This window comes from Luteimonas chenhongjianii (genome assembly GCF_002327105.1).
Lineage (GTDB): Bacteria > Pseudomonadota > Gammaproteobacteria > Xanthomonadales > Xanthomonadaceae > Luteimonas > Luteimonas chenhongjianii.
In genome coordinates, this window is sequence record NZ_CP023406.1 from 2582753 (window position 1) to 2609399 (window position 26647).

At 68.2% G+C, this 26647-nt stretch carries 20 protein-coding genes and 1 riboswitch; of the genes, 15 read left to right on the forward strand and 5 right to left on the reverse strand.

Annotation, left to right across the window (positions count from 1 at the left end; translation table 11 throughout):
• Window positions 1-109: 109 nt before the first annotated feature.
• The 3 genes from CNR27_RS11785 to CNR27_RS11795 form a co-directional block, all read right to left on the reverse strand.
• Window positions 110-1351, reverse strand: a complete 1242-nt coding sequence (locus CNR27_RS11785; RefSeq protein WP_245815614.1) for a polyketide cyclase — start codon at window positions 1349-1351, stop codon at window positions 110-112.
• Window positions 1352-1873: 522 nt separating this feature from the next.
• Entirely contained in the window at window positions 1874-2515 is a 642-nt protein-coding gene (locus CNR27_RS11790) for a response regulator (RefSeq protein WP_096299023.1), read from the reverse strand.
• Window positions 2516-2537: 22 nt separating this feature from the next.
• On the reverse strand, window positions 2538-3749 hold the full coding sequence (locus CNR27_RS11795; RefSeq protein WP_096299024.1) for a sensor histidine kinase: 1212 nt from the start codon (window positions 3747-3749) through the stop codon (window positions 2538-2540).
• A gap of 177 nt (window positions 3750-3926) precedes the next feature.
• On the opposite strand from CNR27_RS11795, the gene CNR27_RS11800 reads away from it, so the two are divergent.
• The 6 genes from CNR27_RS11800 (at window position 3927) to CNR27_RS11825 (ending at window position 9037) form a co-directional block, all read left to right on the forward strand.
• Window positions 3927-4520 (forward strand): GNAT family N-acetyltransferase, encoded by a 594-nt coding sequence (locus tag CNR27_RS11800; protein WP_096299026.1) that lies wholly within the window; start codon window positions 3927-3929, stop codon window positions 4518-4520.
• Entirely contained in the window at window positions 4520-5299 is a 780-nt protein-coding gene (gene minC / locus CNR27_RS11805; RefSeq protein ID WP_096299027.1) for a septum site-determining protein MinC, read from the forward strand. The genes CNR27_RS11800 and minC overlap by 1 nt, the downstream gene beginning before the upstream one ends.
• Before the next feature lie 24 nt (window positions 5300-5323).
• Window positions 5324-6133 carry a septum site-determining protein MinD gene (gene minD, locus CNR27_RS11810; RefSeq protein WP_096299028.1) on the forward strand — a complete coding sequence of 270 codons (810 nt, stop codon included), beginning with the start codon at window positions 5324-5326 and terminating at the stop codon, window positions 6131-6133.
• A gap of 2 nt (window positions 6134-6135) precedes the next feature.
• Window positions 6136-6399 carry a cell division topological specificity factor MinE gene (minE, locus tag CNR27_RS11815; RefSeq protein ID WP_096299029.1) on the forward strand — a complete coding sequence of 88 codons (264 nt, stop codon included), beginning with the start codon at window positions 6136-6138 and terminating at the stop codon, window positions 6397-6399.
• Window positions 6400-6440: 41 nt separating this feature from the next.
• Window positions 6441-6905 (forward strand): hypothetical protein, encoded by a 465-nt coding sequence (locus CNR27_RS11820; RefSeq protein WP_096299030.1) that lies wholly within the window; start codon window positions 6441-6443, stop codon window positions 6903-6905.
• A 119-nt stretch (window positions 6906-7024) separates the two neighbouring features.
• The gene (locus CNR27_RS11825; RefSeq protein ID WP_096299031.1) at window positions 7025-9037 is read left to right on the forward strand and encodes a M2 family metallopeptidase; all 2013 of its coding nucleotides are present in this window, start codon (window positions 7025-7027) and stop codon (window positions 9035-9037) included.
• A 292-nt stretch (window positions 9038-9329) separates the two neighbouring features.
• Here the strand turns inward: CNR27_RS11825 and CNR27_RS11830 are convergent, their stop codons facing one another.
• Window positions 9330-10565, reverse strand: coding sequence for a multidrug effflux MFS transporter (locus tag CNR27_RS11830; protein ID WP_096299032.1), 1236 nt, complete (start codon window positions 10563-10565; stop codon window positions 9330-9332).
• A gap of 355 nt (window positions 10566-10920) precedes the next feature.
• A riboswitch (glycine riboswitch) is annotated at window positions 10921-11027 on the forward strand.
• Between the two features lie 85 nt (window positions 11028-11112).
• Here CNR27_RS11830 and gcvP point away from each other — a divergent pair.
• The gene (gene gcvP / locus CNR27_RS11835) at window positions 11113-14001 is read left to right on the forward strand and encodes an aminomethyl-transferring glycine dehydrogenase (RefSeq protein WP_096299033.1); all 2889 of its coding nucleotides are present in this window, start codon (window positions 11113-11115) and stop codon (window positions 13999-14001) included.
• A gap of 485 nt (window positions 14002-14486) precedes the next feature.
• Here the strand turns inward: gcvP and CNR27_RS11840 are convergent, their stop codons facing one another.
• Window positions 14487-17465: a bifunctional diguanylate cyclase/phosphodiesterase gene (locus CNR27_RS11840; protein WP_179948172.1), complete on the reverse strand. Its 2979-nt coding sequence runs from the start codon at window positions 17463-17465 to the stop codon at window positions 14487-14489.
• A 202-nt stretch (window positions 17466-17667) separates the two neighbouring features.
• On the opposite strand from CNR27_RS11840, the gene CNR27_RS11845 reads away from it, so the two are divergent.
• From CNR27_RS11845 to bamA, 8 genes are all read left to right on the forward strand, one after another.
• On the forward strand, window positions 17668-17970 hold the full coding sequence (locus CNR27_RS11845; RefSeq protein ID WP_096299035.1) for a hypothetical protein: 303 nt from the start codon (window positions 17668-17670) through the stop codon (window positions 17968-17970).
• 464 nt (window positions 17971-18434) lie between these two features.
• Window positions 18435-19163, forward strand: a complete 729-nt coding sequence (pyrH, locus tag CNR27_RS11850) for a UMP kinase (protein WP_096299036.1) — start codon at window positions 18435-18437, stop codon at window positions 19161-19163.
• A gap of 104 nt (window positions 19164-19267) precedes the next feature.
• Window positions 19268-19825, forward strand: a complete 558-nt coding sequence (gene frr / locus CNR27_RS11855) for a ribosome recycling factor (protein ID WP_096299037.1) — start codon at window positions 19268-19270, stop codon at window positions 19823-19825.
• A 19-nt stretch (window positions 19826-19844) separates the two neighbouring features.
• A complete protein-coding gene (gene uppS, locus CNR27_RS11860) occupies window positions 19845-20615 on the forward strand; it encodes a polyprenyl diphosphate synthase (protein ID WP_096299038.1) in 771 nt (256 codons plus the stop codon).
• The gene (locus tag CNR27_RS11865) at window positions 20612-21451 is read left to right on the forward strand and encodes a phosphatidate cytidylyltransferase (protein ID WP_096299039.1); all 840 of its coding nucleotides are present in this window, start codon (window positions 20612-20614) and stop codon (window positions 21449-21451) included. The genes uppS and CNR27_RS11865 overlap by 4 nt, the downstream gene beginning before the upstream one ends.
• Before the next feature lie 2 nt (window positions 21452-21453).
• Window positions 21454-22650 (forward strand): 1-deoxy-D-xylulose-5-phosphate reductoisomerase, encoded by a 1197-nt coding sequence (gene dxr / locus CNR27_RS11870; protein WP_096299040.1) that lies wholly within the window; start codon window positions 21454-21456, stop codon window positions 22648-22650.
• A gap of 9 nt (window positions 22651-22659) precedes the next feature.
• The gene (gene rseP / locus CNR27_RS11875; RefSeq protein ID WP_096299042.1) at window positions 22660-24024 is read left to right on the forward strand and encodes an RIP metalloprotease RseP; all 1365 of its coding nucleotides are present in this window, start codon (window positions 22660-22662) and stop codon (window positions 24022-24024) included.
• 66 nt (window positions 24025-24090) lie between these two features.
• The gene (bamA, locus tag CNR27_RS11880; RefSeq protein WP_096299044.1) at window positions 24091-26634 is read left to right on the forward strand and encodes an outer membrane protein assembly factor BamA; all 2544 of its coding nucleotides are present in this window, start codon (window positions 24091-24093) and stop codon (window positions 26632-26634) included.
• Window positions 26635-26647 lie beyond the last annotated feature (13 nt).

Below are 26647 nucleotides of genomic sequence, written 5' to 3' on the forward strand. Positions count from 1 at the left end.
GGCTACTGCGAGCTCCCCGGAGCCGGCTGCAAAAGAGGGGCCTGAAACGAAACACGCCGCGTCCCGGGGGACGCGGCGTGCGCGATGACACTTAGGGAAGCGCCACTGCTTATTCGGCCGGGGCGGCTTCCGGCGTCGCGTCCGCAGCAGGCGCTGCAGCAGGCGTCGCGTTGGCAGCGGCGGCCGCCTGCGGATCACGCAGCGTCCAGAAGACCTCGAACTCGCCGTTCTCGGTGAACGCCGCATCGATGCCGTTGCGGTAGTTCTCGTACGGACGATCGGTGACTTCCAGGCCCTGCGTCAGCGCCCAGGCGCGGACCGCGTTGCGGACATTGTCGAGCTCGGCCATGAAGCCCTTGTAGTCGGCACGAGCGACACGGGCGCGCGGCAGGTAGACCGCCTTCACCGGACCGAGCAGCTCCAGACCGGTCAGCTCCACGGCATCCGTGGTCGGCGCTGCCACCGGCGCGGCAGCCGTCGCATTCTCGCCGTCCGCCCCGTTCTCGCCTTCCGCAGCGGCAGGCGCAGCCGAACCGGCGCCCTTCTTGCGGACCGGCATTGCGATGTCGAAGGTGTAGGTCTCGCGGCCCAGCTCGGTGGTGATCACGCGCAGCGGACCGGCGGACTCGAGGCCGTTCGCTGCCATGGTGCGGTTGATCCACTCCAGGTTCTGCTTCATCGAGTCCTGGATGACCTGGTTGTTGCGTTCCACCGCACCGGCGCTGACCAGCAGCAGGTTCTCGGCCGGGCGATCAGCCGCCGCCAGGTTGGCCAGCGTGCTGCCCTCGGCGCGGTAGTCGACGTTCGGCACCGCGGCGAGCATGTTCGTCAGCCGATCCAGGCCCAGCTTCATGCCGTCACCGACGTTGCGGCTGACGTACAGGCCCGCGAACCGGCCGAGGAGGTCCCAGCCGTAATCGACGTTGTAGGTCTGGGTGATCTCGATGTTGCGGTTGTTGCGGCCCGTCGGACGCAGCTGGAAGATCATGGTCTTGTCGTTGCCCCGGTTCGGGGTTTCCAGCGCGTAGACCACCCGGCTCTGCGGCACGGACTCGGTGATTTCCCAGCTGCCGTCGCCGACGCGCTTGAGACTGGAGCTGTAGTCGATGCGTGCGCCGACACCGGAAACGGGACCGGAAAGCTTGAGCTCCGCGCCCGGGTCGTAGGCGGTGACGGGCGACCAGTCCTTGAAACGCTGGAGGCTGTTGAGCGTATCGAACACGATCGTCTGGCGACGGTTGGTTTCCGCCGACTCGGTCAACGTGCGGCTGGAGGGAAGCAGAACGGCCACCACAAGAAACAGCACGGCGACGATGACGCAAGAGATCAGCAGTTCGAGCAGACGGGTCATTCAGAGTTCTCCAGGACCAGATCCGGCCTGAGGCGGCACAGACCGGCAATCGTATCAAGTTGCGTGGGGGCGAGCGAGTCTATCGATGGATTTTGCAATGGTGTCGAGTGGAAGGGCGACCCACTGGAACACGTGGGTCCCAGCGACTCAGCGCACCTCCCCGGCGATCCGCCGGACACGGTCCGGAAGGAGGCGCCCAGGCGGCGGCTGAGACCGGCTGGAGCGTCCCCCAGGCAATGGCGGGACATCGGCTTGCGCGGCTCCGATCTGTCCGCGACTGCCGCGACAGACCTGCCGTGGCAGCAGAACCCGCGGAACGGTAATTCAAACGGACTGGAGTGCAAAGGCTTTCTTCGGCTTTTGTCGACGGTAGCCCGCTGGCCAACGCGGCACGGGGCTTCGGGAGGCAGGCCCTCGTCGCGGCGCGCCAGACGCGGGCGAAGTGTCGCGGCCCTGCAGACGAAGGGCCGCCTGCCGGCAGCTACCGCCGGCTCTGCGCGGCCCCGCCGTCCCCCAGCCCGGTCAGACCAGCTGCAGCTCGAAGGCCTTCAGGACAGCCCGGGTCCGGTCGCGCACGCCGAGCTTGGAGAGAATGTTCGAGACGTGATTCTTGATCGTGCCTTCGGCGACGCCCAGGGAGTTGGCGATCTCCTTGTTCGAAAACCCGCCTGCCATCAGGCGCAGGATCTCGGTCTCCCGATCGGTCAACGGATCCGGGCGATCGAGACTGACGAATTCGTTCCGCATCTGCTCAAGTCCGGTGAGCAGGCGCTGGGTCACCGCCGGCTGCACGAGCGATCCGCCACCGGCGACGGTGCGGATCGCGCCCACCAGCTGGTCCAGCGAGACATCCTTGAGCAGGAAGCCCTTGGCACCGGCCTTCAGGCCTGCGAGCACCAGCTGATCGTCGTCGAAGGTGGTCAGGATGATGGTCGGTGGCAACGTGCCGGCCCGGGACAGCGACTGGATCGCTTCCAGGCCGGACATCACCGGCATGCGCATATCCATCAGCACCACGTCCGGCCTGGCCTGCGGAATGGTCTCCACGGCCTGCTTGCCATCGGACGCCTCTGCGACCACTTCGATCCCCCCGTCGAGCGCGAGCAGGGAACGGATGCCCTGGCGGACCAGGGTCTGGTCGTCGACCAGACAGACTCGAATCATGGTGTTTCCCCTTTGTACGGATTCATGCCGGACGCCCCCTGCCCCGGCGCGCAGCATCGCGCAGCCCGGTCGCATCCGCCAGCGGCAATTCCAGACGCAGGACGAAGCCCCGATCCGGCGCGGTTTCGACCTGCAGGCTGCCGCCATAGGCCGCCAGCCGCTCGCGCATGCCGGTCAGACCGTTGCCGGCGCGCGTGACCTCGGCGCCGCGCCCGTCGTCGCGCGCGTCGAGCCGGACCGCATCGGCGTCCTGGCTGTAGCGCAGCCGCAGCAGGCTCGCGCCGGAATGGCGCACGGCGTTTGTAATGATCTCCTGGGTACAGCGCAGCAGCACGTGGGCGCGCTCGGGATCGTCGACGACGAACTGCACCGGCAGCTGCATGTCCACCTGCAGGCTGGGCACATGCTCGGCCAGCGGCAGCAGGGTCGCGCGCATGTCGATCGCATCATCGTCGCGCAGCTGGCTCACCGCCTCGCGCACGTCGCTGAGCAGCAGTTTGGCCAGCGTCTGCGCCTGGTTCACATGCTCCTGTGCCTGACCGCTGGCCAGGTGGCTGGCGATCTCGAGATTGAGACTGAGCGCGGTCAGGTGATGGCCCAGCAGGTCATGCAGCTCGCGCGAGATCCGGGTGCGCTCGTTGACCCGGACGCTCTCGGCCAGCAGCGCCCGCGTCGCCCGCAGCTCGGCATTGAGGCGGCGCTGCTCCTCGCGCGCCTGGGCCTGCTGGCGCGCGACGAAGCCGGTGACGAAGGCGAAGCCGGTGAAGCCGACATACAGCGCCGCCTGCAGCACGGCCTCGACCCAGGTGAAATCGAAACCCCGCACATAGACCGGCACGATCACGAATTCGCAGGCCACCAGCAGCGCCACGCCCACCCAAAGCGGCAGCAGCCATGGCAGCACGCAGGCCACGACCATCAGCAGGATGCTGCCCAGCCCGCTCTGGCTGTAGTAGCTGATCCCGATCGCGCTGCCGGCCAGCAGCAGGACCAGCAGGTGGTCGAAGGCGCGGATCCGGCGCTCGCCGAGGCCGCGCGTGAGCCAGGCGTAGCTCATGCCGAACACGGCCCAGGCCCCCCATGTGGGCCAGCTCTCGATGGCAATCAGCGCCCCGCCCTCACCCAGGCGCTCGGCCGGCGCCAGCGACAGCATCAGCAGCGGCACGCCAATCACCGCCCAGGTGAACAGGCCGGCGATCCGAAGGAGGCGGTTATGGTTCAGATGACGGAGCATGCCGGCATGTTAGGCGCATGGCGGCATCCCCGGACGGGCCTGAAGTCATGCCGGCGGGGCGCGCCCCGGTCGCCCGGCGGACCCTGACATGCAATAATCCTGCCCTGTGCGACGCGCAGCGGCAGGAGCGCCGCGACCGGTCGTCTCGCGCGCCCCCGGTTGTCCCTGGAGTCTGGAATGTCGATCGTCGTCCGCGACGTGCGCGAGCACGAGCTGGATTCCATCCTCGAACTCAACAATGCCGCCGGCCCCTCGATCCTGCCTCTGGACCGGCCGCGCCTCCGCCACCTGCACGACACTGCGGAGTACTTCCGTGTCGCCGAACGCGACGACGCGATGGTCGGGTTCCTGATCGGGTTCGGCGCCGGCAGCGACCACGACAGCAGCAACTTCCGCTGGTTTGAATCGCACCACCCCGATTTCTTCTACATCGACCGCGTCGTCGTCGCCAGCCGCCGTCGCGGCGGCGGTGTCGGTCGCGCGTTCTACGCCGACGTCCAGAGCTACGCGGAAGTCCGCTATCCACTGCTGACCTGCGAAGTGTTCCTCGAGCACGACAACGATCCGGTGCGGCTGTTCCACGGCAGCTTCGGCTTCCGCGAGGTCGGCCAGCACGTGATGCCGGGCACCGAGATCCGCGCCTCGATGCTGGTCAAGGACCTGTGCAGCTACGCCTGGGTACGCGAGACCTATGGCGGCAAGCTGCCCGACGAACCCTGGCTGGGCAAACCCCGCGTGCCAGTCCGCAAATCCGAGGAGTCTGAAGCCTGATGGCGTCCCGCCCCACCCCGCCCGTCGATTTCGAACCGGCCGGCGAACTGAAAATCGGCCAGGTCGGCATCGCCAACCTGCGCGTGCGCACGCTCGACGTCGCGCGCCTTGCCGAAGAGATGCAAAGCCGGGTGTCACGTGCGCCCAAGCTGTTCGACCGCGCCGCGGTGATCCTGGACTTCGGCGGCCTCGCCGAGCTGCCCGACACGCGCACCGCGCGGGCGCTGATCGATGCGCTGCGCGGCGCAGGCGCGCTGCCGGTCGCACTGGCCTGGGGCAGCCCGGCCAACGCCGCGCTCGCCGAAGCACTCGACCTGCCGGTGCTGTCGAAGTTCCGCGCCCAGTACGAAAGCGCCGAAGGAGCGGCGCAGCCCGCCCCGCGCGCCGTGCCGGCCGCGGAATCCGCCCCGGCGCCCGTCCGGCCTGCGCCGTCACCCGCAGCCTCGGCCGAGCCCGGCCTGATCCAGGCCTCGGCAGTACGTTCGGGCCAGCAGCTCTATGCGCAGAACCGCGACCTCACCGTGCTGTCCTCGGTCGGCGCCGGCGCCGAAGTCATCGCCGATGGCTCGATCCACATCTACGGCCCCTTGCGCGGCCGCGCCCTGGCGGGTGCACAGGGGAATGCGATGGCGCGTATCTTCTGCCGCAGCTTCCATGCCGAGCTGGTCGCTGTGGCAGGACACTACAAGGTGCTGGAAGATATTCCCCGCGAACTCCATGGCAAGGCCGTCCAGGTCTGGCTGGAGCATGACGAATTGAAGATCGCCGCACTCGAATGACGGCGACATACCTGGAGATGTGTTTTGGCTGAAATCATCGTGGTCACCTCGGGCAAGGGCGGCGTCGGCAAGACCACCAGCAGCGCGAGCATCGCCATCGGCTTTGCCCGCCAGGGCAAGCGCACGGCGGTCGTCGACTTCGACGTGGGCCTTCGCAATCTCGACCTGATCATGGGCTGCGAGCGCCGGGTGGTGTACGACCTGGTCAACGTCGTGCAGGGCGAGGCATCGCTCAAGCAGGCGCTGATCAAGGACAAGCGCTTCGACAATCTCTACGTGCTGGCAGCGTCGCAGACCCGCGACAAGGACGCGCTGACCAAGGAGGGCGTCGAACGCGTGCTCAAGGAACTCGCCGATGAAGGCTTCGATTTCATCATCTGCGACTCGCCGGCCGGCATCGAAAAGGGCGCGTTCCTGGCGATGTACTTTGCCGACCGCGCCATCGTCGTGGTCAATCCGGAAGTGTCCTCGGTGCGCGACTCCGACCGCGTCATCGGCCTGCTGCAGTCCAAGACCCGCCGCGCCGAGAACGGCGAGCGCGTGGAGGAACACCTGCTGCTGACCCGTTACAGCCCGGCGCGCGTGGAGACCGGCGAAATGCTGTCGATCACCGACGTGGAGGAAGTGCTGGGCCTGAAGACGATCGGCGTGATTCCCGAGTCCGGCGACGTGCTCAATGCGTCCAACAAGGGCGAGCCGGTGATCCTGGCGAGCGAATCCGCGGCAGGCCAGGCCTACGACGACGCGGTCGCGCGCCTGCTCGGCCAGGAGCGCCCGATGCGCTTCACCACCACCGAGAAAAAGGGCTTCTTCAGCAAGCTGTTTGGAGGCTGATCATGGGTATGTTCGATTTCCTCAGGCCGAAGAAGAACACCGCGTCGATCGCCAAGGACCGCTTGCGCATCATCGTCGCGCAGGAGCGGACCAGCCGCGGCGCGCCGGACTATCTGCCGCTGCTGCAGCGCGAGCTGCTCGAGGTGATCCGCAAGTACGTCAGTATCGACGTCGACGCGGTCAAGGTGGATCTGGTCAAGGACGGCGACCACGACGTGCTCGACATCTCGGTCGCGCTGCCCGAAGAGCGTACGGCGCCCGCTTGAGCGGGACCGTGGATCCGGCTCACGGCATCGACGGCGCGGATATGGGCGCAGCCGTGCTGCGCCTGGCCGACATCGGCTTCGACGCGCCCACGGGCCTGCTCGCGCGCTACGGACTTGCGCTGCGGCGCGTGCCCGACGGCGCTCCGATTCCCGGCAGCTACTGGGGCGCGCCGGAGGCCGGGATCATCGGCCACGAGGTCCATGCCCGAGGCGACACGCCCGTGCATTCGCTGTTGCACGAAGCGGGCCATCTGATCGTGTTGCCGGCCGAGCGTCGCGCAGCGGTGCATACCGACGCGACCGATTCGGTCGAGGAGGAAGATGCGACCTGCTATCTGCAGATCGTGCTCGCCGACGCGCTGCCGGGTGTCGGACGCGCGCGGCTGATGGCCGACATGGACGCCTGGGGCTACACCTTCCGCCTGGGCTCGGCGCGGGCGTGGTTCGAGTGCGACGCCGAAGACGCACGTGCCTGGCTGCTGGCGCGCGGCCTGTTGCCGGACTGATCGCGCATCCGGTCGGTGGCGCGCAGCCGTCGCCTGCGTAAAGTGGCGCCTTCCGTCACTTGCGGCACCTCCGGCGCCGCACTAGCCTCCCGGTACCCCAGTCGACCGGAAGCCGTCCGATGATCCATCGCCATGCCCTGCTCGCCCTGGCGGTCGCCGCGAGCCTGACGCTCGCCGGCTGCAACCGCACCGCCTCCCCCGATGCCGGCACGACGGCCACGGACACCACGACGCCGGGCGACGAAACCGCCGACCAGTTCATCGCCCGGGTCAACGAGGAACTGCGCGCCCTGATGCCGGAGCTGACCGCCTCGCAGTGGCTGTCGGCGACCTACATCAACGACGACAGCCAGCTGCTCGCGGCCAAGTACAACGAGCGCTACCTGGCCCAGCTCAATGAGTGGATCGAGCAGGCGCGCCGGTTCGAGGGTCAACAGATGACGCCCGAAACCGCTCGGGCGATCAATCTGCTCAAGCTCGGCGCCGCGATGCCGCCGCCCCGCGATCCCGAACACCTCGCCGAGCTGACGAAGATCGCCTCGAAGATGGAAGGCACCTACGGCGCGGGCCAGTACTGCACCGACGAGGGCGAGGCGCGCAGCTGCCGCCAGCTCGGCGAGCTCGAGGACGTACTGCGCAGCAGCCGCGATTACGACGCCCAGCTCGATGCGTGGCAGGGCTGGCATACGATCGCCCAGCCGATGCGCGCCGACTACACGCGCTTCGTCGAACTGGTCAACGAGGGCGCACGCGACCTCGGTTTCGCCGATGCCGGCGAGGCCTGGCGCTCGGGATACGACATGCCGCCTGCCGAGCTCGCCGCGGAAACCGATCGCCTCTGGGGCCAGGTCAAACCACTCTACGAGCAGCTGCACTGCTACACCCGCGCGCGCCTGGACGCGCGCTACCCCGGCCGCGGCACGGTCGACGGCGGCCTGCTGCCGGCGCACCTGATGGGCAACATGTGGCAGCAGGATTGGGGCAACCTGTGGGACATCCTCCAGCCCTACCCGGCTGCCGGCAGCCTCGACGTGACCGGTGCGCTGGAGAAGAACTACCAGACCCTGCTCAACGAACGGATGGTCAGGGAGAACGCGCTGATCGACTCCGATCGTCGCGCCGATGTCGCCCACGCGGCGAAGCTCGAGAACGCAAAGCGCATGAACCAGCGCGCCGAGGACTTCTATGTATCGCTCGGCATGCCGAAGCTGCCGGAGAGCTTCTGGACCAAGACCCAGTTCATCAAGCCGCGCGACCGGGATGTCGTCTGCCACGCCAGCGCCTGGGACATGAACATGGCCGGCGACGTGCGCACGAAGATGTGCACCAAGCCCAACGAGGAAGACTTCACCACGATCTACCACGAGCTGGGCCACATCTATTACGACCTGGCCTACAACAGCCAGCCGCCGCTGTTCCAGGGCGGCGCGCACGACGGTTTCCACGAGGCCATCGGCGACACCGTGGTGCTTGCGATGACCCCGCAGTACCTGCAGACGATCGGTCTGGTCGGCGAACAGCAGCAGACCCAGGAATCGCTGGTCAATTCGCAGATGCGCATGGCGCTGGCCAAGGTATCGTTCCTGCCGTTCGGGCTGATGATCGACCGCTGGCGCTGGGGCGTGTTCGACGGTTCGATCACGCCCGACAACTACAACGCCGCGTGGTGGTCGCTCAAGGCGCAGTACCAGGGCGTCGCCCCGCCGAGCCCGCGCGGCGAGGAGTTCTTCGACGCCGGCGCGAAGTACCACGTGCCGGGCAACACGCCCTACACGCGCTACTTCCTGTCGCACGTGCTGCAGTTCCAGTTCTACAAGGCGCTGTGCGATGCGGCCGGCCACACAGGGCCGCTGTACGAGTGCAGCTTCTACGGCAACAAGGCGGCGGGCGAGAAGTTCTGGGCGATGCTCCAGAAGGGCAACAGCCAGCCGTGGCAGCAGACGCTCAAGGAACTGACCGGCGAGGAGCGGATGGACGCCGCCCCCGTGCTCGAATACTTCGCGCCGCTGCAGGCCTGGCTCGCCCAGCAGAACGAAGGCCGGACCTGCGGCTGGACCGCGCCTGCCGCTGCGCAGTCGCCCGCAGCCCCTGCCGCCTCGCAGCCGGCTGCGGAGACGCCGCCGCGCGGCTGACGCCGGAGAACAGGAACTCGGGGCCGGCGCATAGCCGGCCCTTTTTTTTTGCCTTCCCGGGCGGAGGCCGCGGCCACCTCCGATGGCGCGGCATCGACCGAAGCTGCACCATGCCCACGCCACTGCACGGCTGCTCCGCTGCAGTCGGCGCTGCTCACTCGGGCCAGCCATGCTCGGCGCGCGGATCAGCCGCGCCGCCCTGCCCGGTACGAATGCGACGCGCCACCAATCAGACCACCCGCCGACCGCGGCCACGTGTCGCGGGATGACCGGCGCCCCAGGTCGGAACTGTCTACATCTGGTCGGTGGGCTCGAGCGATGCCGGTTCACGCGGACAGGCCGGTGCGCGCGTGCCGCGCGAAAGCTCCCAGCGCCAGAACATCCAGCCAACCAGCATGAACGCGGCCGAGGTCGCGGCGAGCAGCAGCGGCTGGTGGCTGACCAGTGGCGACAGCAGCCCGGCGACCACGGCATTGAGCACCAGGCCGGTGAAGGCCTGCAGCGACGAGGCCGACCCGCGCTGGCGCGGATACATGTCCAGGATCGCCAGGGTCAGGATCGGGAAGGTCAGCGCGATGCCGAAGGCATTGAGCAGGGCGGGCATGACCGCCCACGGCACGGCGGGCTGGTCGACCAGCAGGTTGTAGGCGACATTCAATGCCACCGCGACGCCGCTGCAGGCGAAGCCGATGTTCGCCAGCCGCGTGCCGGTGATGCGTCCGGCCGCGCGTCCCGAGACCCATGAGCCGAGCATCATGCCGCTGATCATCGGCACGAAGAACCAGCCGAACTGGCGTTCGTTGAGCCCCAGCACATCGACGACGAATACCGGTGTCGAGGCGATGTACAGGAACAGCGCCGAGAAATTGAATGCACCGGCCGCGGCGAGGCGCTGGAAGCGGCCGTTGGTGACGATCGCCACGTAGTCGCGCAGCAGCCGCCGCGGCGCGAGCGAGATGCGGTGTTCGCGCGGGTGGGTTTCCGGCAACCAGAGCCAGACCACGACCAGCAGCACCAGCGAGAACGCCACGAGGAACCAGAAGATCAGCGGCCAGCGGCCCCAGCCCAGCAGCCAGCCGCCGATGATCGGCGCGATCGCGGGCGCGATGCTGAAGATCATCATGACCTGGCTCATCAGCCGCTGCGCATCGTCGCCCTGCAGCACATCGCGGATCACCGCGCGCCCGACGATCAGACCGACACCCGCCGATAGCCCCTGCAGCGCGCGGAATGCCAGCAACGTGACCAGGTCGGTCGACAGCGCGCAGCCCACCGAGGCGAGCACGAACACCACCAGGCCGCCGAGAATCACCGCGCGCCGGCCGATGGCATCCGACAGCGGCCCATGGACGATGCTCATCAGCGCATAGGCGATCAGGTAGACGGCGATCGTCTGCTGCATGGCTGCAGGATCCGCGTCGAGATCGCGGCCCATGGCCGGGAACGCCGGAAAGATCGTGTCGATCGAGAACGGTCCGAACATCGCCAGACCTGCCAGCAGCAGAGCCAGTGTGCGGATCGACGGCATCCGGGGCTGCCTCACGCGGCCACCCGCCATGCGCTTGCGGGGGCAGATGCCGCGGCGGGGGACGACGCGGCGGCGGCGGCGGCGGTACAACAGGATTCGGACATGGGGACCCCGGCAGACGTCCGTATTCACGGACCGGTCGCGGCGCAGGCGCCGCACGCAAGCGCGACATCATAGGCGGGTCCATGCGCACGCCCCGGCAACGACGCGTTCCGCCGGCCGACGGGCACGCGCGGGGGCGCAGAGGGCCCGGTATAATGCGCCGTGTATGCAGTGGGAGAAGCGGGCGCTCCGCGTGAGCGTCCCTGCCGTAGGCGCAACCGCCCGGAATCGCTCAGGCCCAGTACCGCTGCAGCGGCAACACTCTGGAGAGACCGGAGGCCCGTAGGGGCACACCCGGCGCCGAAGGGGCACGAAGCACATCGCTTCCAAACTCTCAGGCAAAAGGACAGAGGGGCACGCGGAAGACCGGCGGTCTTGCGCCAGCGTCGACCCGAGTGGATCGACACGGGCGTGCGCCGGCACTCCATTGCCCCGCACATTCCGGATGCCCGCCATGACCGCCGTCTCCCTGCGCGACCTCGAACACTCCTCGGCCTTCGTCGAGCGCCATATCGGCCCCAACGACGCCGAGATCGCCCACATGCTCGAGGTCGTCGGCCACGAATCGCTCGATGCGATGACCGACGCGATCGTGCCTGCCACGATCGCCTCGCGTGCGCCGCTGGCCCTGCCCGACGCGATGACCGAAGTCGATGCGCTGGCGAAGATCCGCGGCGTGGCCAAGCGGAACACCGTGCTGCGCAGCGTCATCGGCCAGGGCTATTACGGCACCCACACGCCCAACGTCATCCTGCGCAACATCCTCGAGAATCCGGCCTGGTACACGGCCTACACGCCGTATCAGGCGGAGATCTCGCAGGGCCGCATGGAAGCGCTGATCAACTTCCAGACCATGGTCACCGACCTGACCGGCATGGACATCGCCAATGCTTCGCTGCTGGACGAGGCGACCGCGGCCGCCGAGGCGATGACGCTGGCCAAGCGTTCGGCGAAGTCGAAGTCCAACGTGTTCTTCGTCGCTGATGACCTGCATCCGCAGACGCTCGACGTGCTGCGCACCCGGGCCGATGGCCTGGGCATCGAGCTGCTGGTCGGTCCGGCGGCCGACGCCAGGGACGCTGAGAGCTACGGCGTGCTGCTGCAGTACCCCAACACCTTCGGCCGCATCGACGACCATTCGGCCGTGGCCGAGGCCGTGCATGCGCGCGGCGGCATCGTTGCGGTGGCGACCGACCTGCTGGCGCTGACCCTGATCCAGGCGCCGGGCCGCTGGGGCGCCGACATCGTCGTCGGCAATACCCAGCGCTTCGGCGTGCCGTTCGGCTTCGGCGGCCCGCATGCCGGCTTCATGGCCTGCCGCGATGCCTACAAGCGCTCGATGCCGGGCCGCCTGATCGGCGTGTCGGTCGACGCGGACGGCAACCAGGCCTACCGCCTGACGCTGCAGACCCGCGAGCAGCACATCCGCCGCGAGAAGGCGACCTCCAACATCTGTACCGCGCAGGTGCTGCTGGCCGTGATGGCCTCGATGTATGCGGTCTACCACGGCCCCGACGGCCTGACACGGATCGCGCGACGCACCCACCGCTTCGCCTCGATCCTCGCCGCCGCGCTCGGCAAGGCCGGCGTGACGGTTGGCGATGCGTTCTTCGACACGCTGCACGTGACCGGCGTCGATGCCGATGCACTTCACGCCAGTGCGCGCGCAGCCGGCTTCAACCTGCGCGCGATCGACGCATCCTCGGTCGGCATCAGCCTCGACGAGACCACGACCCGCGATGAAGTCGTCGCGCTCGCCAAGCTGTTCGGCGTGGAGGCCGACATCGAGGCACTGGACGCCGAGACCGCCGATGCGCTGCCGCAGGCACTCGCACGCGACACGCAGTTCCTGACCCACCCGGTGTTCAATACCCACCACAGCGAACACGAACTGCTGCGCTACATGCGCATGCTGGCCGACCGCGACCTGGCGATGGACCGCACGATGATCCCGCTGGGCTCGTGCACGATGAAGCTCAACGCCACCGCCGAGATGATCCCGGTCACCTGGCCCGAGTTCGCCAACATCCATCCGCTGGCGCCGGCCGACCAGACCGTCGGCTACAGCGAGCTGATCGACGGACTCGAGGCGATGCTGGTCGAGATCACCGGCTACGACGCGGTGAGCTTCCAGCCGAACTCAGGCGCGCAGGGCGAGTTCGCCGGCCTGCTCGCGATCCGCGCCTACCAGAAGGCGCAGGGCCAGGGCCATCGCGACATCTGCCTGATTCCCGAGTCGGCGCACGGCACCAATCCAGCATCGGCGCAGATGGTCGGCATGACCGTGGTGGTCACCCGCTGCGACAAGGACGGCAACGTCGACATCGACGACATCCGCGCCAAGGCCGAGAAGTATTCGGATCGCCTGGCCGCGATCATGATCACCTACCCCTCCACGCACGGCGTGTTCGAGGAGGATGTGGTCGCGATCTGCGACATCGTCCACCAGCACGGCGGCCAGGTGTACACCGACGGCGCCAACATGAACGCCCTCGTCGGCGTGGCCAAGCCCGGCAAGTGGGGTTCTGACGTCTCCCATCTGAATCTGCACAAGACCTTCTGCATTCCGCACGGCGGCGGCGGCCCGGGCGTCGGCCCGTGCGCGGTCAAGTCGCACCTTGCGCCCTACCTGCCGCGCGCGCTCGGCGGCGACGGCGAGGTCGGCATGGTCTCGGCGGCGACCTTCGGTTCGGCGTCGATCCTGCCGATCAGCTGGATGTACATCGCGATGATGGGCGCTGCCGGCCTGCGCCGCGCGACCCAGGTTGCGCTGCTCAACGCCAATTACGTGGCCAAGCGCCTGGCGCCGCACTTCCCCACGCTCTACACCGGCCGCAATGGCCTGGTCGCGCACGAGTGCATTCTCGACCTGCGCCCGATCAAGGACGCGACCGGGATCAGCGCCGAGGACGTGGCCAAGCGCCTGATCGACTTCGGCTTCCACGCGCCGACGCTGAGCTTCCCGGTCTCGGGCACCTTGATGGTCGAGCCGACCGAGAGCGAGTCGCTGCACGAGCTCGACCGCTTCATCGACGCGATGATCCAGATCCGCGGCGAGATCCGCAGCATCGAGGAGGGTCGTCTCGACCGCGAGGACAACCCGCTCAAGCACGCCCCGCACACCGCGATGCAGGTCACCGCCAGCGAGTGGACCCACAGCTATCCGCGCGAACTGGCCGCGTTTCCGCTCGCGACGCTGCGCCACACCAAGTACTGGCCGCCGGTCGCGCGCGTCGACAACGTGCACGGCGACAAGAACGTGTTCTGCAGCTGCATTCCGGTGGGCTCGCCGGAAGAGGAACCCGAGGCCTTCAGCGAGCCTGACGTCGTCTGACGGCTTCGGGCAGGGGCGCGGCGACTGCGCCGCGTCACCTGCCGGCCACTGGCCCGGCGCGTCCGGGTCGTTTGGCCGACTGGCCTGCCGTCCGGATGCCACGCCGTATCGGGCTCCGCCCCCGCGGCGCTGCCGCACTCCGGTGTCCGGCATGAGCACGCCTGCGCTGCGACCCCTTACGCCGCTTCCTTCCACGCGGCCGGAGGCGAGCACGCACGCCGCCGCTCCCCAGCATGCATTACCTCGGCTTTGCGCCTTGCCGTGGGGCCAGCAGCCGCTGCGCCGCACGTGGGGACACTCCAGAAACCGGGTCAAGCAAGCGGATCTCCGATGCGGGCGCCGCCCGGCGAGGGCTCGTGGTCCGCAATCGGCATGCCCGGGTGGAGGGGCACGGACACAGACAACCAGCCGTGAACCATTGGGGAGCATCCATCGATCCACGTCGGCGCCCGGACATTGCACGCGCCCGGGACAGTAGCCGCTGATCAGTCAGCCTTACCCGCCTGCAGCGTCATCGACGCCAGCAGTGCGTCGATCGCCATCGGCCGGCCGAGGTGATAGCCCTGCGCCTGGTCGCAGCCGTGCGCCCGCAGCCATTCGAGCTGTCCCGCCTCCTCGACGCCTTCGGCGATGATCGACAGGCCCAGCCCATGTCCGAGCGCGATCATCGCCCGGCAGATCGCCGCACTGCGGGAGTCGCGGGTCACGTCGCGGACGAAGCCACGATCGATCTTCAGATGATCCAGCGGGAGCTCGCGGAGGTAGGCCATGCTCGAAAACCCGGTACCGAAGTCGTCGATCGACAGGCACAACCCCGCCTCCCGCAGGGCGCCCATCAGCGAGCGTGCATCTTCGGGATGGCGCAACAGCACGCTCTCGGTCAACTCCAGATGCAGCGCATGCGCGGGCAGCTTGTGGCGCTCGAACAGGCGGCGGATCGCGTCGGCCGACATGCCGGCCTCGAACTGCACGGCCGAGACGTTCACCGCGATCGCCACGTCGCCATGTCCGGCCGCAGCCAGCCGGCTATGCAGGCGTGCGGATTCCTCGAGCACCCAGGTGCCGATCGGCACGATCAGCCCCGACTCCTCGCACAGCGGGATGAACTGTGCCGGAGGCACGAAGCTGCCGTCGCTCTGGCGCCAGCGCAACAGGGCTTCGAGCGCGACGACACGTCCCCGGGCCAGATCGAAGATCGGCTGGAAGTGCAGTTCGAACTCGCGATGCTCATGCGCCTGGCGCAGCTGGCGCACCATCGCCAGCCGCCCCGTCGCCTGTTCGGCCATCGCGGCGCTGTAGGGAACGACCTGCAGGTTCTCGCGCCGCGCGTGCAGCGAGGCGAGCGCCGCATTGCCGATGACCTTCTCGGCGCCGCCGTCCTCGCACGTGCCGATTGCCAGACCGATCCATGCGCCCAGCGGGAACGTGCCACCTTCCGCCTCGACGGGCCGGCCGATGGCGTCCACGAGCGCTGCGACCATCGCGTCCATTTGGCCCGGATCGAGCGCGGCGATGACGAAGGTCTGCGAGGGCAGGTAGCCACTGACCCCGCAGTCCTCGGCCACGCGACGGAAGCGTGCGGCCACTTCGCACAGGATGCTTTCGCCAGCGCGCCGGCCCTGCGTCGGCGCAACCAGTTCGAGATCGCGCAACTGCAGGTAGGCCACCGCGAACCCATTGCCCGCCTTTGCCGCGCAATGCGCGTCCAGCTGCTCGGCCAGTGCAGGCAGGTTGAGCATGCCGGTGGTGACGTCATGGCTGGCGCGCCAGGCCAAGGCCCGCTCGTAGCTCGCCTGTGCACCGATGTCTTCGGCGAGTACCAGACGCGCCTGCCGCCCGTCGAGTTCGATCGTGCGTGCATGCATGCGCACTTCGACGAGGCGCCCGTCGCGCGCCTTCAGGAGCCAGTTCCGTTGCAACCCGTCCGGCCCTCCCCCGTCCAGCAGCACCTCGCGACCGGCCGCATGGTCCTGCGGCGCGAGCAGATGGATGACCGAAAGATTCTGCAGGTCTTCGCGGCTGTAACCGTAGGTGTCGACCGCCGCCTCGTTGACCGCCAGGAACCGCAGATCCTCGAGATCGTAGACCCATGAGGGCAACGGGTTGCGCTCGAACAGATGACGGAACTGCTGCTCCGCAAGCGCCATGCGCGACTGTGCGTCGCGGCGTTCGGTGATGTCGGTGACCGTCCCCGTCATCACCGCCCCGCCGCGGTCGTTGATGGTCGCGCCACGTGCCTTCAGCCAGCGCATGCCGCCGTCGGGGAGACAGACACGATATTCCTGCGCAAACGGCAACCCGTCCTCCTGCAGGGCCAGGAGTTCGCAGCGCACCCGCTCCCGGTCGTCTTCGTGGAGACGGTCGAAGAGTGCTTCGAACGGCACGTGACCTTCCCGGCGCTCCAGGCCGAAAAGCGCTGCCATCTCCTCGGTGACGCGCACATGCTCCGCACCGGGCGACAACCGCCATACCCCGGTCGCCGACGCCAGCTGCGCCTGCTGAAGCCAGTCCGCCTGCTCGGCCACCGCTGCGGCCAGGCCCACCCGAGCCCGCTCGTCCCGGCGCGCGCGGCGCAGAACGACAGCGAATCCGAGCCAGTAGAACCCGGCAATGCCCAGCGCTGCGGCCGAGTACAGACGCCATGGTGCGAGCGCTTCGTGCAGCCCGATGCCCGCGCTGACGACAAAGGGATACTCACTGGTGCCGCTGAAGGTGAAGGCCCGCCTGATGCCATCGAGCGGGCTCACCCCTTCATCGATCAGCCGGCCATCGCCGTGGGCGAGCTGGCCGGGGAGTTCGACCTGCCGCCCCACGTGTCGGCCCTCTCCGAACCGGGCCAGGACCACACCGTCACGCGTGTAGACCGTCGCGCTGCCATCGCGCCCGATATCGAGCGCGTTGACCATCCACTCCAGCTCGCGGGTCCGGAACATCGCGACCAGCCAGCCCCCGTCCGCCATCCGCATCGCCAGAGGCAGCAGCCATTCGCCGGAATGCCGCAGCAGCGGACCCGCGGTCAACGGCGCGGCGCCCGGGGTCAGGGTCGCGAGCCACTCGGCGACCTGCTCCCGACCGCCCGGATACGCCGTACCGGTGGTGCCCGCGTTGCCGGTGCTGCCGTAGACCACGATGCGTTCGATCTCGTCGTGCCGGGCGACCACGGCGTTGATCGAGAATTCGAGGTGCGTCGCGGCGAGATCGTCGGCACGTTCGCCGAAGAACGCGCGCTCGGCGGCGATCCCCTCCATTGCCCGCTCGAGGTTCCGCATTTCGTAGTAGACCGGGCGATCGATTCCGTTGGCCAGCGCCACACTCTGGCGGAATGCGGCTTCCAGACGCGCCTGCCGATCGAACAGCATCAGGGCGCCGAGCCCGATCATGAGCACCAGGCCAAGCCAGAGGCCGATGTTGCGTATCGCGCGCACCGAGCGCATGCGCCTGGTGGTCAGTTGCGGTTCGCTCACCTGTCGGCCGCTCCGTACAACAGTCTTGGCCCCATATTGCCTCCCAACCCGACCGCGTGCCATCTGCAACGCTCCGCGCCCCGCGCCGCGCCAGAGATCAGTCTGGAACATCGATGCATCGTCATCGAACTCCGCTGCGGCGTTCACGGCCTTTTACCGGGAAAACCGTCATGGTCGGTCCACTTCCAGGCAGGGACATGTCATGTCGAAAAACCACGCGCCCCCCGGCCCGAACTCCGACAAGCCCCCGCGGACCGCCAATGTGGGCGTCAACGATCGCAAGGCCTCCAAGGCGGACGACTACGCCCACGACAACAATCGCTCGGCCGAGGGAAACGACGCATCGCTGACCAGCGGGCCGGCCTTCGAGCGCCGCGTACATGCCGATGGCTCGGTCAGCGGCGCCCCGCCGGAGATCGACGACGAGACCTCCGGCGAAGTCAATGCGGAACAGGGAAAAAGCGCTGCTACTCCGGCGCGCAAGGGCCCGGCTGGCGCGAGCTGAGCGGTCGCACCCGTACCGCGGGTCGATGGCGGCCAGCGCGCCTCAGGAACGCGTCCGAAGGGAATCGGAATACGGCACTGCAACTACCTGCATGTCCGCGTGGCCGGTACCGTGAGCAGTGCGCGCTCAGAAACGGTCCACGCGCTTCGGCGGCGACACAAAAAGCGCTCCCTCCGGATCGCAGATCCAAGCTTGAGTCTGGGCTGGTCGCTTCGCGCGACGCCCGTCGTCCACGGACCGCTGTGTGATGGCGGTCGCGCGCGGGGACTGCGGCACGGGAGTGTCTTGGATCGAGTCCGACCCCCGCAAGACGGTCCGGTTGCACACGCAAGGAACTCGCGACCGCGCAGCGCGATCCCCACCCCGCTTTCCAACTGTCTGGCCCCGTACCAGCCGCGTGCACCCGCGCAGGACAGACGGCGATCCCCTAGAATCCGCACCGTCCTCACCCCCGGAGTCTTCGCATGTCCTCATCCCCTCTCGCGTACCGCCGCGTCCTGCTCAAGGTGTCCGGCGAGGCCCTGATGGGAGGAGAGGACTATGGCATCGATCCCAAGGTGATCGGACGTCTTGCCGACGAGGTCATCGAGGCCCAGAAGGCTGGCGCCGAGGTCGGCGTGGTCATCGGCGGCGGCAACATCTTCCGCGGCGCGGGCCTGGCGGCCGGCGGTATGGACCGGGTCACCGGCGACCAGATGGGCATGCTGGCCACCGTGATCAACGCGCTGGCGATGCAGGACGCGCTGGAGAAGCGCGGCGCTCGCGTCCGCGTGATGAGTGCGATCAAGATCAACGACGTCTGCGAGGACTACATCCGCCGCCGCGCGATCCGCCACCTGGAAAAGGGCCGCATCGGGATCTTCGCCGCAGGCACGGGCAATCCGTTCTTCACTACCGATTCGGGCGCCGCGCTGCGCGCGATCGAGATCGGCGCCGACCTGCTGCTCAAGGCGACCAAGGTCGACGGCGTCTACGACGCGGATCCGAAAAAGTTCCCCGATGCCAAACGCTACGACCGCCTGACCTATGACGAAGTGCTCGGCCAGGGCCTCGAAGTGATGGATACCGCGGCCTTCGCGCTGGCCCGCGACTCGGATCTGCCCCTGCGCATTTTCGACATGAGCCAGCCGGGCGTGCTGCTGCGCATCCTGCGGGGCGAGAACATCGGCACGCTGGTGCAGGGCCGCGCCTGATCCGACGCAGTACCCAGACGTCGCTTCGCCGGCGCGCGGCCGGCCCCGTCGCAGGGCCCGGCCGTTTATAATCGGGCGATTCTGCACACGGACCGGGCCCGCTCATGCTCAACGACATCAAGAAAGATACCCAGACCCGCATGGCCAAGAGCGTCGAAGCGCTCAGGCACACGCTGGTCAAGGTGCGCACCGGCCGCGCCACGAGCGCCCTGGTCGACCACATCAAGGTCAACTACCACGGCTCGGAGATGCCGCTGAGCCAGGTCGCCAGCATCTCGGTGTCCGATGCGCGTTCGCTCGTGATCACGCCCTGGGAGAAGCAGATCGTCGGCGCGATCGAGAAGGCGATCCTCGGCTCCGACCTGGGCCTGACCCCGAACACTGCCGGGACCACGATCCGCCTCAACCTGCCCGCGCTGACCGAGGAGCGCCGCAAGGAGCTGTCCAAGGTCGTGCATGGCGAAGGCGAGGACAGCAAGGTGGCGATCCGCAACATCCGCCGCGATGCCAACCAGCAGATCAAGGAGCTCCTGAAGGAGAAGCTGGTGTCGGAGGACGACGTGCGCCGCAGCGAGGACGAAATCCAGAAGATCACCGATTCGGCGATCAAGGACGTCGACGAGGTCGTCAAGGCCAAGGAACAGGAACTGATGACGGTCTGACGGCCCGGCCGCAGTCCGCATGAACGTTTCGACCCCGTCCGCGTCCATACCGCGCCACGTCGCCGTCATCATGGACGGCAACGGGCGTTGGGCGGCCCGCCGCCGGCGCCCGCGCGCGATCGGCCATCGCGCCGGCGCCCGCACAGTGAACCTGTGCATCGATTTCTGCCTCGCGCGTGGCATCGGCGCGCTGACCCTGTTCGCCTTCTCCAGCGAGAACTGGGGGCGTCCGGAGGAGGAAGTCGGCGCGCTGATGAAACTGTTCGTGGGTGCGCTCGACCGTGAAGTGGACGAGCTGCACCGGCGCGGCGTGCGACTGCGCTTCATCGGCGACCGTCGCCGGTTCAGTGAGGCGATCCGCGGCAGGATGGCTGCGGCCGAAGCACGGACCGCCGACAACACTCGGCTGACGCTCACCGTCGCTGCCAGTTACGGCGGCCGTCAGGACATCGCGATGGCCGCGCGCAGCCTTGCCGAAGACGTCGCCGCCGGCCGCCTGCGCCCCGATGAGGTCGACGAGGCCGCGCTCGGCGCGCGCGTGGCATTGGCGGACCTGCCAGCGCCGGATCTGTTCATCCGCACCGGCGGGGACCTGCGCATCAGCAATTTCCTGCTGTGGCAGCTGGCGTATACCGAATTGTGGTTCACCGAAACCCTCTGGCCCGAGCTCGGCATCGAGGAACTGGAGCAGGCGTTGGGGGCGTATGCCTCGCGGGAACGCCGCTTCGGGCTGACCGGCGAGCAGATCGCCAACGCGCAGGACGCAGTGCCCGGGGAGGGCCACTCATGACACGCACCCGGATCCTCGCCGCCCTGCTGATGGCGCCCATCGCCATCGCAGCCGTCCTGTTGCTCAATACGCCGTGGATAGCCGCGGTTTCGGCGATCGTGTTCCTCACCGCGCTATGGGAATGGCTGCGGCTGGCCGACATCGACGACACGCTCGCGCGTACTGCGCTGCTGCTGCTGAACCTGCTGCTGATGGTCGCCGTGGTCTGGGCCTCGGCGACCGGCGGCGGGTCGCTGGTGCTGCTGAAGATGCTGGCGATGGCAGGCGTGGCCTGGTGGCTGCTGGCGACGCTGTGGCTGCGCCACTACGATTTCGCGTCCGACCACGACACCCGGGCGCGTGTGTTCAAGCTCGCTGCCGGCACCCTGGCGGTGATCCCGGCCTGGGCCGCGCTGTGCGTCATCCACGCGGGCGAAAACGGGGGACACGGCAACCGCTGGCTGCTGCTGGCGCTGGCCATCGTGTGGGCCACCGACACCGGCGCCTATTTCACCGGCCGCAAGTTCGGCAAGCACAAGCTGGCGCCGCGGATCAGCCCCAACAAGACCATCGAGGGACTCGTTGGCGGCCTCGTTGCGGGCGTGCTCGTGGCGGTCGCGTTCGCGCCACTGGCCGGCGCCAGCCTCGCGCAGCTGCCGCTGGTCGCCCTGGTCGCGGTGGCGACGGTGCTGGCCTCGGTGGTCGGCGACCTGTTCGAGAGCCTGCTCAAGCGGCACGTGGGGGCCAAGGACTCGGGCACCCTGATCCCCGGCCACGGCGGCGTTCTCGACCGTCTCGACAGCGTGCTGGCGGCGTTGCCGGTGTTCGCCTTCGGGCAGATCTGGCTCGGTTTCTGAAAATGCAGAACGCGACGGCAGACTTTCGCAAGGTTGCGGTGCTGGGCGCCACCGGTTCGATCGGCACCTCGGCGCTGGATGTCGTCGCCCGGCATCCGGACCGCATGCGCGCCAGCGTGCTCGGCGCCGGGCGCGATGTCGACGGACTGGTCGCGCTTTGCGCCGCGCACCGCCCGGACCATGCGGTGATCGCCGATCCCGCCCTGCACGATGCGCTGGCGCAGGGGCTGCGTGATGCGCGGCTCGCGACCACGCCGCACGCAGGCATGGCCGCATTCGATGCGCTCGCCAGTGATGCCGACGCCTGTGACACCGTGGTCGCCGCCATCGTCGGCGCCGCGGGGCTGGATTCCACGCTCGCAGCGCTGCGCGCCGGCAAGCGCGTGCTGCTTGCGAACAAGGAATCTCTGGTGCTCGCCGGCGGACTGATGATGCAGGCCGCGCGCGAGGCCGGTGCGGTGATCGTGCCGATCGACAGCGAACACAATGCGATCCACCAGTGCCTGCCGCCGGGGGGCGACTGTGGCGGTGTGTCCAGGATCATCCTGACCGCATCGGGCGGGCCGTTCCGAGGCCGCAGCCGGGAATCGCTGGCCGATGTCACGCCCGCCCAGGCCATCGCCCATCCCAAATGGTCGATGGGGCCGAAGATCTCGGTCGATTCGGCCACCCTGATGAACAAGGGGCTCGAATTGATCGAGGCGCATCACCTGTTCGACATGCCCGCCGACCGGCTGGACGTGCTGGTGCATCCGCAGAGTCTGGTGCATTCCTTCGTGGAGTTCGTCGACGGCTCCACCCTCGCCCAGCTTGGCCTCCCCGACATGCGCACTGCGCTGGCGGTAGGACTGGGGCATCCGCACCGCATCGCCTCCGGTGTGCCCGGGCTCGACCTGTTGCGCCACGGCCAGCTGGACTTCGAGGCCCCCGACCACGACGCCTTCCCGTGCCTGGGCCTGGCGCGCGCGGCGCTGGTGGCCGGCGGCACTGCGCCTGCGGTGCTCAACGCAGCCAATGAAATCGCAGTTTCAGCCTTTCTTCAGGGGCAACTGCGTTTTCTGGCCATCCCGGCGCTGGTCGAGCACGTGCTCGCCGCGCTCCCTGCCGCGCCTGCCGCGACGCTGGACGTGTTGCGCGATGCCGACGCACGCGCCCGCGCCGCCGCGACGCAGGCGCTCGAAACCGGCGTGATCCATTGAGCATTCGTGATGTCTGAATTCCTCGGCTCGGTGTGGTGGCTCATCGTCAGCCTCGGCGTGCTGGTGACCTTCCACGAGTTCGGACATTTCTGGGTCGCGCGGCGCTGCGGGGTACGCGTGCTGCGGTTCTCGATCGGGTTCGGGCGGCCGCTGTGGTCGCGGCGCGGCAAGGACGGCACCGTCTACCAGGTCGCGATGATCCCGCTCGGCGGCTACGTCAAGATGCTCGACGAGCGCGAAGGCCCCGTGCCCGAAGCCGAGGCGCACGCGGCATTCAACCGCGCCTCGGTCTGGAAGCGCATCGCCATCGTCGCGGCCGGGCCGGTCGCGAACCTGATCCTGTGCGTCGCCCTGCTGTGGGCGATGTTCGTCATCGGAAGGCCGGACTACGCGCCGGTCGTCGGCCAGTCCAGCGGGATTGCCGAGGCCTCGGGCCTGCGCCGGGACGACCGCATCGACGCCGTCGGCGAACGCGCGACCCCCACCTGGATGGAAGTGCAGCTGGCCCTGCTCCCGGCCGCGCTCGACCGCCACGACATCGCGCTGCAGGTGCGCGACGCCGACGACCGGGAGGTCGTCCGCGACCTGCGCCTGTCCACCCTGCCGGCCGACTTCGACCAGCGGCGCATCGCCGCGGCAGTCGGTCTGTGGCCGCGGCACCTGCTGCTGCCGCCGGTGGTGGGGCGCGTCGAGCCCGACTCGGCGGCCTGGGGCATCCTCGCCGAGGGCGACCGCCTGACCGCGATCGACGGCCACCCGGTGCACGCCTTCGAGGACATCGGCCCCCTGGTCCAGGCCCTCGGCGAGCAGGGCGGCCAGGCGATGGTCGAGGTGGAGCGTAACGGCGAGCGGCTCGCCCTCGAGATGGCGCCGCGGCAGATGGAACGTCCTGACGGACGCGGGCGGTACTGGGCCTTCGGAATCGCGCCGCCGCCCAACCTGTCCCTGCCGCCTAAGGATGCGCTGCAGCGCTACGGCCCCCTCGACGCCGTGCCGGCGGCGTTGCGTGAGGTAAGCCACCAGGCCGGCCAACTCGTGGCGATGATCGGACGCGCGTTCACTGGCCGGGTAGCGATCGAGAACACGGTCGCCGGCCCGATCACCATCGCCCGCGCCGCCAATACCTACGCCGGCCAGGGCGCGGCCTGGTACCTGACCATCCTCGCCCTGCTCTCCCTGAGCCTGGCGATCCTGAACCTCCTCCCGATTCCGCTGCTGGATGGGGGGCACCTGTTGTATTACCTTATCGAGTTGGTCAAAGGCAGCCCGGTGAGCGAGCGCACGATGATGGCCGGGCAGTACGTCGGCATGGCCCTGCTGGCCTGCCTGATGGGCCTGGCGTTCTACAACGACATCCTCCAACTCGTCCGCTGACACCTGCCCCGACCCGGCTTCCGCCGCGCCAACGCGCCGGAACCATTCCCCTACCCGGATCCAAAGATGACGCGAATGCCTGACCGCCGAATGCTCGCCCTCGCCCTCGCCACGGTGATCGCCGCACCGGCCTGGGCCCAGTCGACGGCCAATGCACCTGTGGCGGCCGCCGCGCCCGCACTGACGCCACTGGCCCCCGCCAGCGCAAGCAACTTCACCGTCAGCGACATCCGTGTCGACGGCCTGCAGCGCATCGGCGCGGGCACGGTATTCACCTACCTGCCCGTGGAACGCGGCGACACCGTCGACGCCTCGCGGATCAGCGATGCGGTGCGTGCGCTCTACCGCACCGGCTTCTTCGAGGACATCCAGGTCGCCCGCCAGGGCGACATCCTGGTGTTCACGGTCAGCGAGCGCCCCGCGATCAACCGCCTGACGCTGACCGGCAACAAGGACATCAAGACCGAGGACCTGACCAAGGGCCTCAACGAGATCGGCCTGTCCGAAGGCGAGACCTTCGACCGTCTGGACCTCGACCGCGTGACCCAGGAACTGGTTCGCCAGTACAACAACCGCGGCAAGTACAACGTACGCATCACGCCGACCGTCTCGCGGCTGGATCGCAACCGGGTCGACATCGCGATCAACGTCGAGGAAGGCAAGGCGGCGAAGATCCGTCACATCAACGTGATCGGCAACGAGACCTTCGATCTCGACACCCTGACCGACAACTGGGAATCGGGCGAGTCCAACTGGCTCAGCTGGTATCGCCGCGACGACCAGTACTCGCGCGAGAAGCTCGAGGGCGACCGCGAGAAGCTGCACAACTTCTACCTCGACCGCGGCTACATCGACTTCAGCGAAGACAGCATCCAGGTCTCGATCAGCCCCGACAAGGCGGACATGTTCATCACCGCCGGCATCACCGAGGGTGAGGTCTACACGGTCTCGGACGTGGAGGTCACCGGAAACACGGTGCTGCCGAAGGAAGAGATCGAGAGCCGCGTGTTCGTGCACGAAGGCCAGGTGTTCTCGCGCGCGCTGCTGGAGCTCAGCTCCGATGCGATCATCGCCACGCTCGGCAACATCGGCTACGCCTTCGCCCAGGTGAATCCGATCCCTGAAGTCGACCGCGAGAACCGCACGGTCGCGATCAATCTGCAGGTCGTGCCGGGCCCGCGGGTGCAGGTCCGGCGCATCCAGTTCAAGGGCAACAGCCGCACCTCCGACGAGGTAATGCGCCGCGAGATGCGCCAGTTCGAGGGCAGCTGGTACTCGCAGGCCGCGGTCGACCGCTCCAAGGTCCGTCTGCAGCGGCTGGGATACTTCGAGTCCGGCAGCGTCAATGTCGAAAGCCAGCCCGTGCCGGGCAGCAACGACGAGGTGGACGTGGTCTTCAGCGTCACCGAGACCACGTCGGGCAGCTTCGTGTTCGGCCTGGGGTACTCGCAGCTCGCCGGCGTGACCACAACGGTGCAGCTGTCGCAGAACAACTTCCTCGGCAGCGGCAACCGCGTGTCGGTCGAGGCGCAGCGCAACGTGTATCTGCAGCGCTACTCGTTCTCGTTCATGAATCCGTATTTCACCGACGGCGGCATGTCGCTGGGCTACAACCTGTGGTGGCGCGAGTTCGACAACTCCGAGTTCAACACCGCGCAGTACTCCTCGACCAGCGCGGCGGCACAGACCATCCTGGGCATTCCGCTGACCGAGAACGACTCGATCTCGCTGCTGTTCGGCATCGACCGCAACCAGATCTTCGCCTGGCGCGGCTCCTCGCCCGAATCCATCGTGGATTACATCGAGGCCTTCGACTCGCGGACCTTCCACGCCTGGCGCAGCGAGCTCGCCTGGGCGCGCGACACGCGCAACGACTTCCTGCAGCCCACCCGCGGCATGATGCAGCGGGTCTCGCTCGAAACCACCCTGCCCGGCTCGACCGCCGAGTACTTCAAGCTCAATTACGAGATCTCGAAGTACTGGCCGATCAACCGCCATCTGGTGCTCAACACCCGCGCAGAGCTGGGCTACGGCGACAGCTACGGCAGCGACATCGTGCGCAATGTCTGCTTTACCGCTGGGCAGCAGCCGACCGAGGCCAATCCGAATCCGCCGCCGGCGCCCGCGCCGAGCGATCCGTGCGAGCCGACGTCCAGCGACTACATCCGCACCATCACCGCGAACGGCCTGCCGTTCTACGAGAACTTCTACGCCGGTGGCGCGCGCTCGGTACGCGGTTTCCGTGACAACACGCTCGGCCCGCGCGAGGCCGCGTTCGGCAGCAGCTTCCTGCAGCCGATCGGTGGCGCGGTCAAGACGGTCGGTTCGGCGGAGATGTTCTTCCCGCAGCTGATCAAGTCGCCTGCCGCGCGCATCTCGGCCTTCGTCGACTTCGGCAACGTCTTCAAGGACGTCGATTCGTGGGACGCCAAGGAACTGCGCGCATCGGCCGGCATCGCGCTGATGTGGCGGGCGCCGGTCGGCCCGATCTCGATCAGCTATGCCTATCCGCTGCGGCAGCAGAAGGAAGTGCGCGGCGGTTCCGGCGAGCTGATCAAGCAGGGTGACGAGGTCGAGCGCCTGCAGTTCACGTTCGGCGGTGCGTTCTGATCCCGGCGCCGCC

What these genes read in the sequence shown, in the direction of transcription:
- CNR27_RS11785 (WP_245815614.1), bottom strand. Translation starts at nt 1,351, where the DNA reads ATGACCCGTCTGCTCGAACTGCTGATCTCTTGCGTCATCGTCGCCGTG.
- CNR27_RS11790 (WP_096299023.1), bottom strand. Translation starts at nt 2,515, where the DNA reads ATGATTCGAGTCTGTCTGGTCGACGACCAGACCCTGGTCCGCCAGGGC.
- CNR27_RS11795 (WP_096299024.1), bottom strand. Translation starts at nt 3,749, where the DNA reads ATGCTCCGTCATCTGAACCATAACCGCCTCCTTCGGATCGCCGGCCTG.
- CNR27_RS11800 (WP_096299026.1), top strand. Translation starts at nt 3,927, where the DNA reads ATGTCGATCGTCGTCCGCGACGTGCGCGAGCACGAGCTGGATTCCATC.
- minC (WP_096299027.1), top strand. Translation starts at nt 4,520, where the DNA reads ATGGCGTCCCGCCCCACCCCGCCCGTCGATTTCGAACCGGCCGGCGAA.
- minE (WP_096299029.1), top strand. Translation starts at nt 6,136, where the DNA reads ATGGGTATGTTCGATTTCCTCAGGCCGAAGAAGAACACCGCGTCGATC.
- CNR27_RS11820 (WP_096299030.1), top strand. Translation starts at nt 6,441, where the DNA reads ATGGGCGCAGCCGTGCTGCGCCTGGCCGACATCGGCTTCGACGCGCCC.
- CNR27_RS11825 (WP_096299031.1), top strand. Translation starts at nt 7,025, where the DNA reads ATGATCCATCGCCATGCCCTGCTCGCCCTGGCGGTCGCCGCGAGCCTG.
- CNR27_RS11830 (WP_096299032.1), bottom strand. Translation starts at nt 10,565, where the DNA reads ATGCCGTCGATCCGCACACTGGCTCTGCTGCTGGCAGGTCTGGCGATG.
- gcvP (WP_096299033.1), top strand. Translation starts at nt 11,113, where the DNA reads ATGCCCGCCATGACCGCCGTCTCCCTGCGCGACCTCGAACACTCCTCG.
- CNR27_RS11845 (WP_096299035.1), top strand. Translation starts at nt 17,668, where the DNA reads ATGTCGAAAAACCACGCGCCCCCCGGCCCGAACTCCGACAAGCCCCCG.
- pyrH (WP_096299036.1), top strand. Translation starts at nt 18,435, where the DNA reads ATGTCCTCATCCCCTCTCGCGTACCGCCGCGTCCTGCTCAAGGTGTCC.
- frr (WP_096299037.1), top strand. Translation starts at nt 19,268, where the DNA reads ATGCTCAACGACATCAAGAAAGATACCCAGACCCGCATGGCCAAGAGC.
- uppS (WP_096299038.1), top strand. Translation starts at nt 19,845, where the DNA reads ATGAACGTTTCGACCCCGTCCGCGTCCATACCGCGCCACGTCGCCGTC.
- CNR27_RS11865 (WP_096299039.1), top strand. Translation starts at nt 20,612, where the DNA reads ATGACACGCACCCGGATCCTCGCCGCCCTGCTGATGGCGCCCATCGCC.
- dxr (WP_096299040.1), top strand. Translation starts at nt 21,454, where the DNA reads ATGCAGAACGCGACGGCAGACTTTCGCAAGGTTGCGGTGCTGGGCGCC.
- rseP (WP_096299042.1), top strand. Translation starts at nt 22,660, where the DNA reads ATGTCTGAATTCCTCGGCTCGGTGTGGTGGCTCATCGTCAGCCTCGGC.
- bamA (WP_096299044.1), top strand. Translation starts at nt 24,091, where the DNA reads ATGACGCGAATGCCTGACCGCCGAATGCTCGCCCTCGCCCTCGCCACG.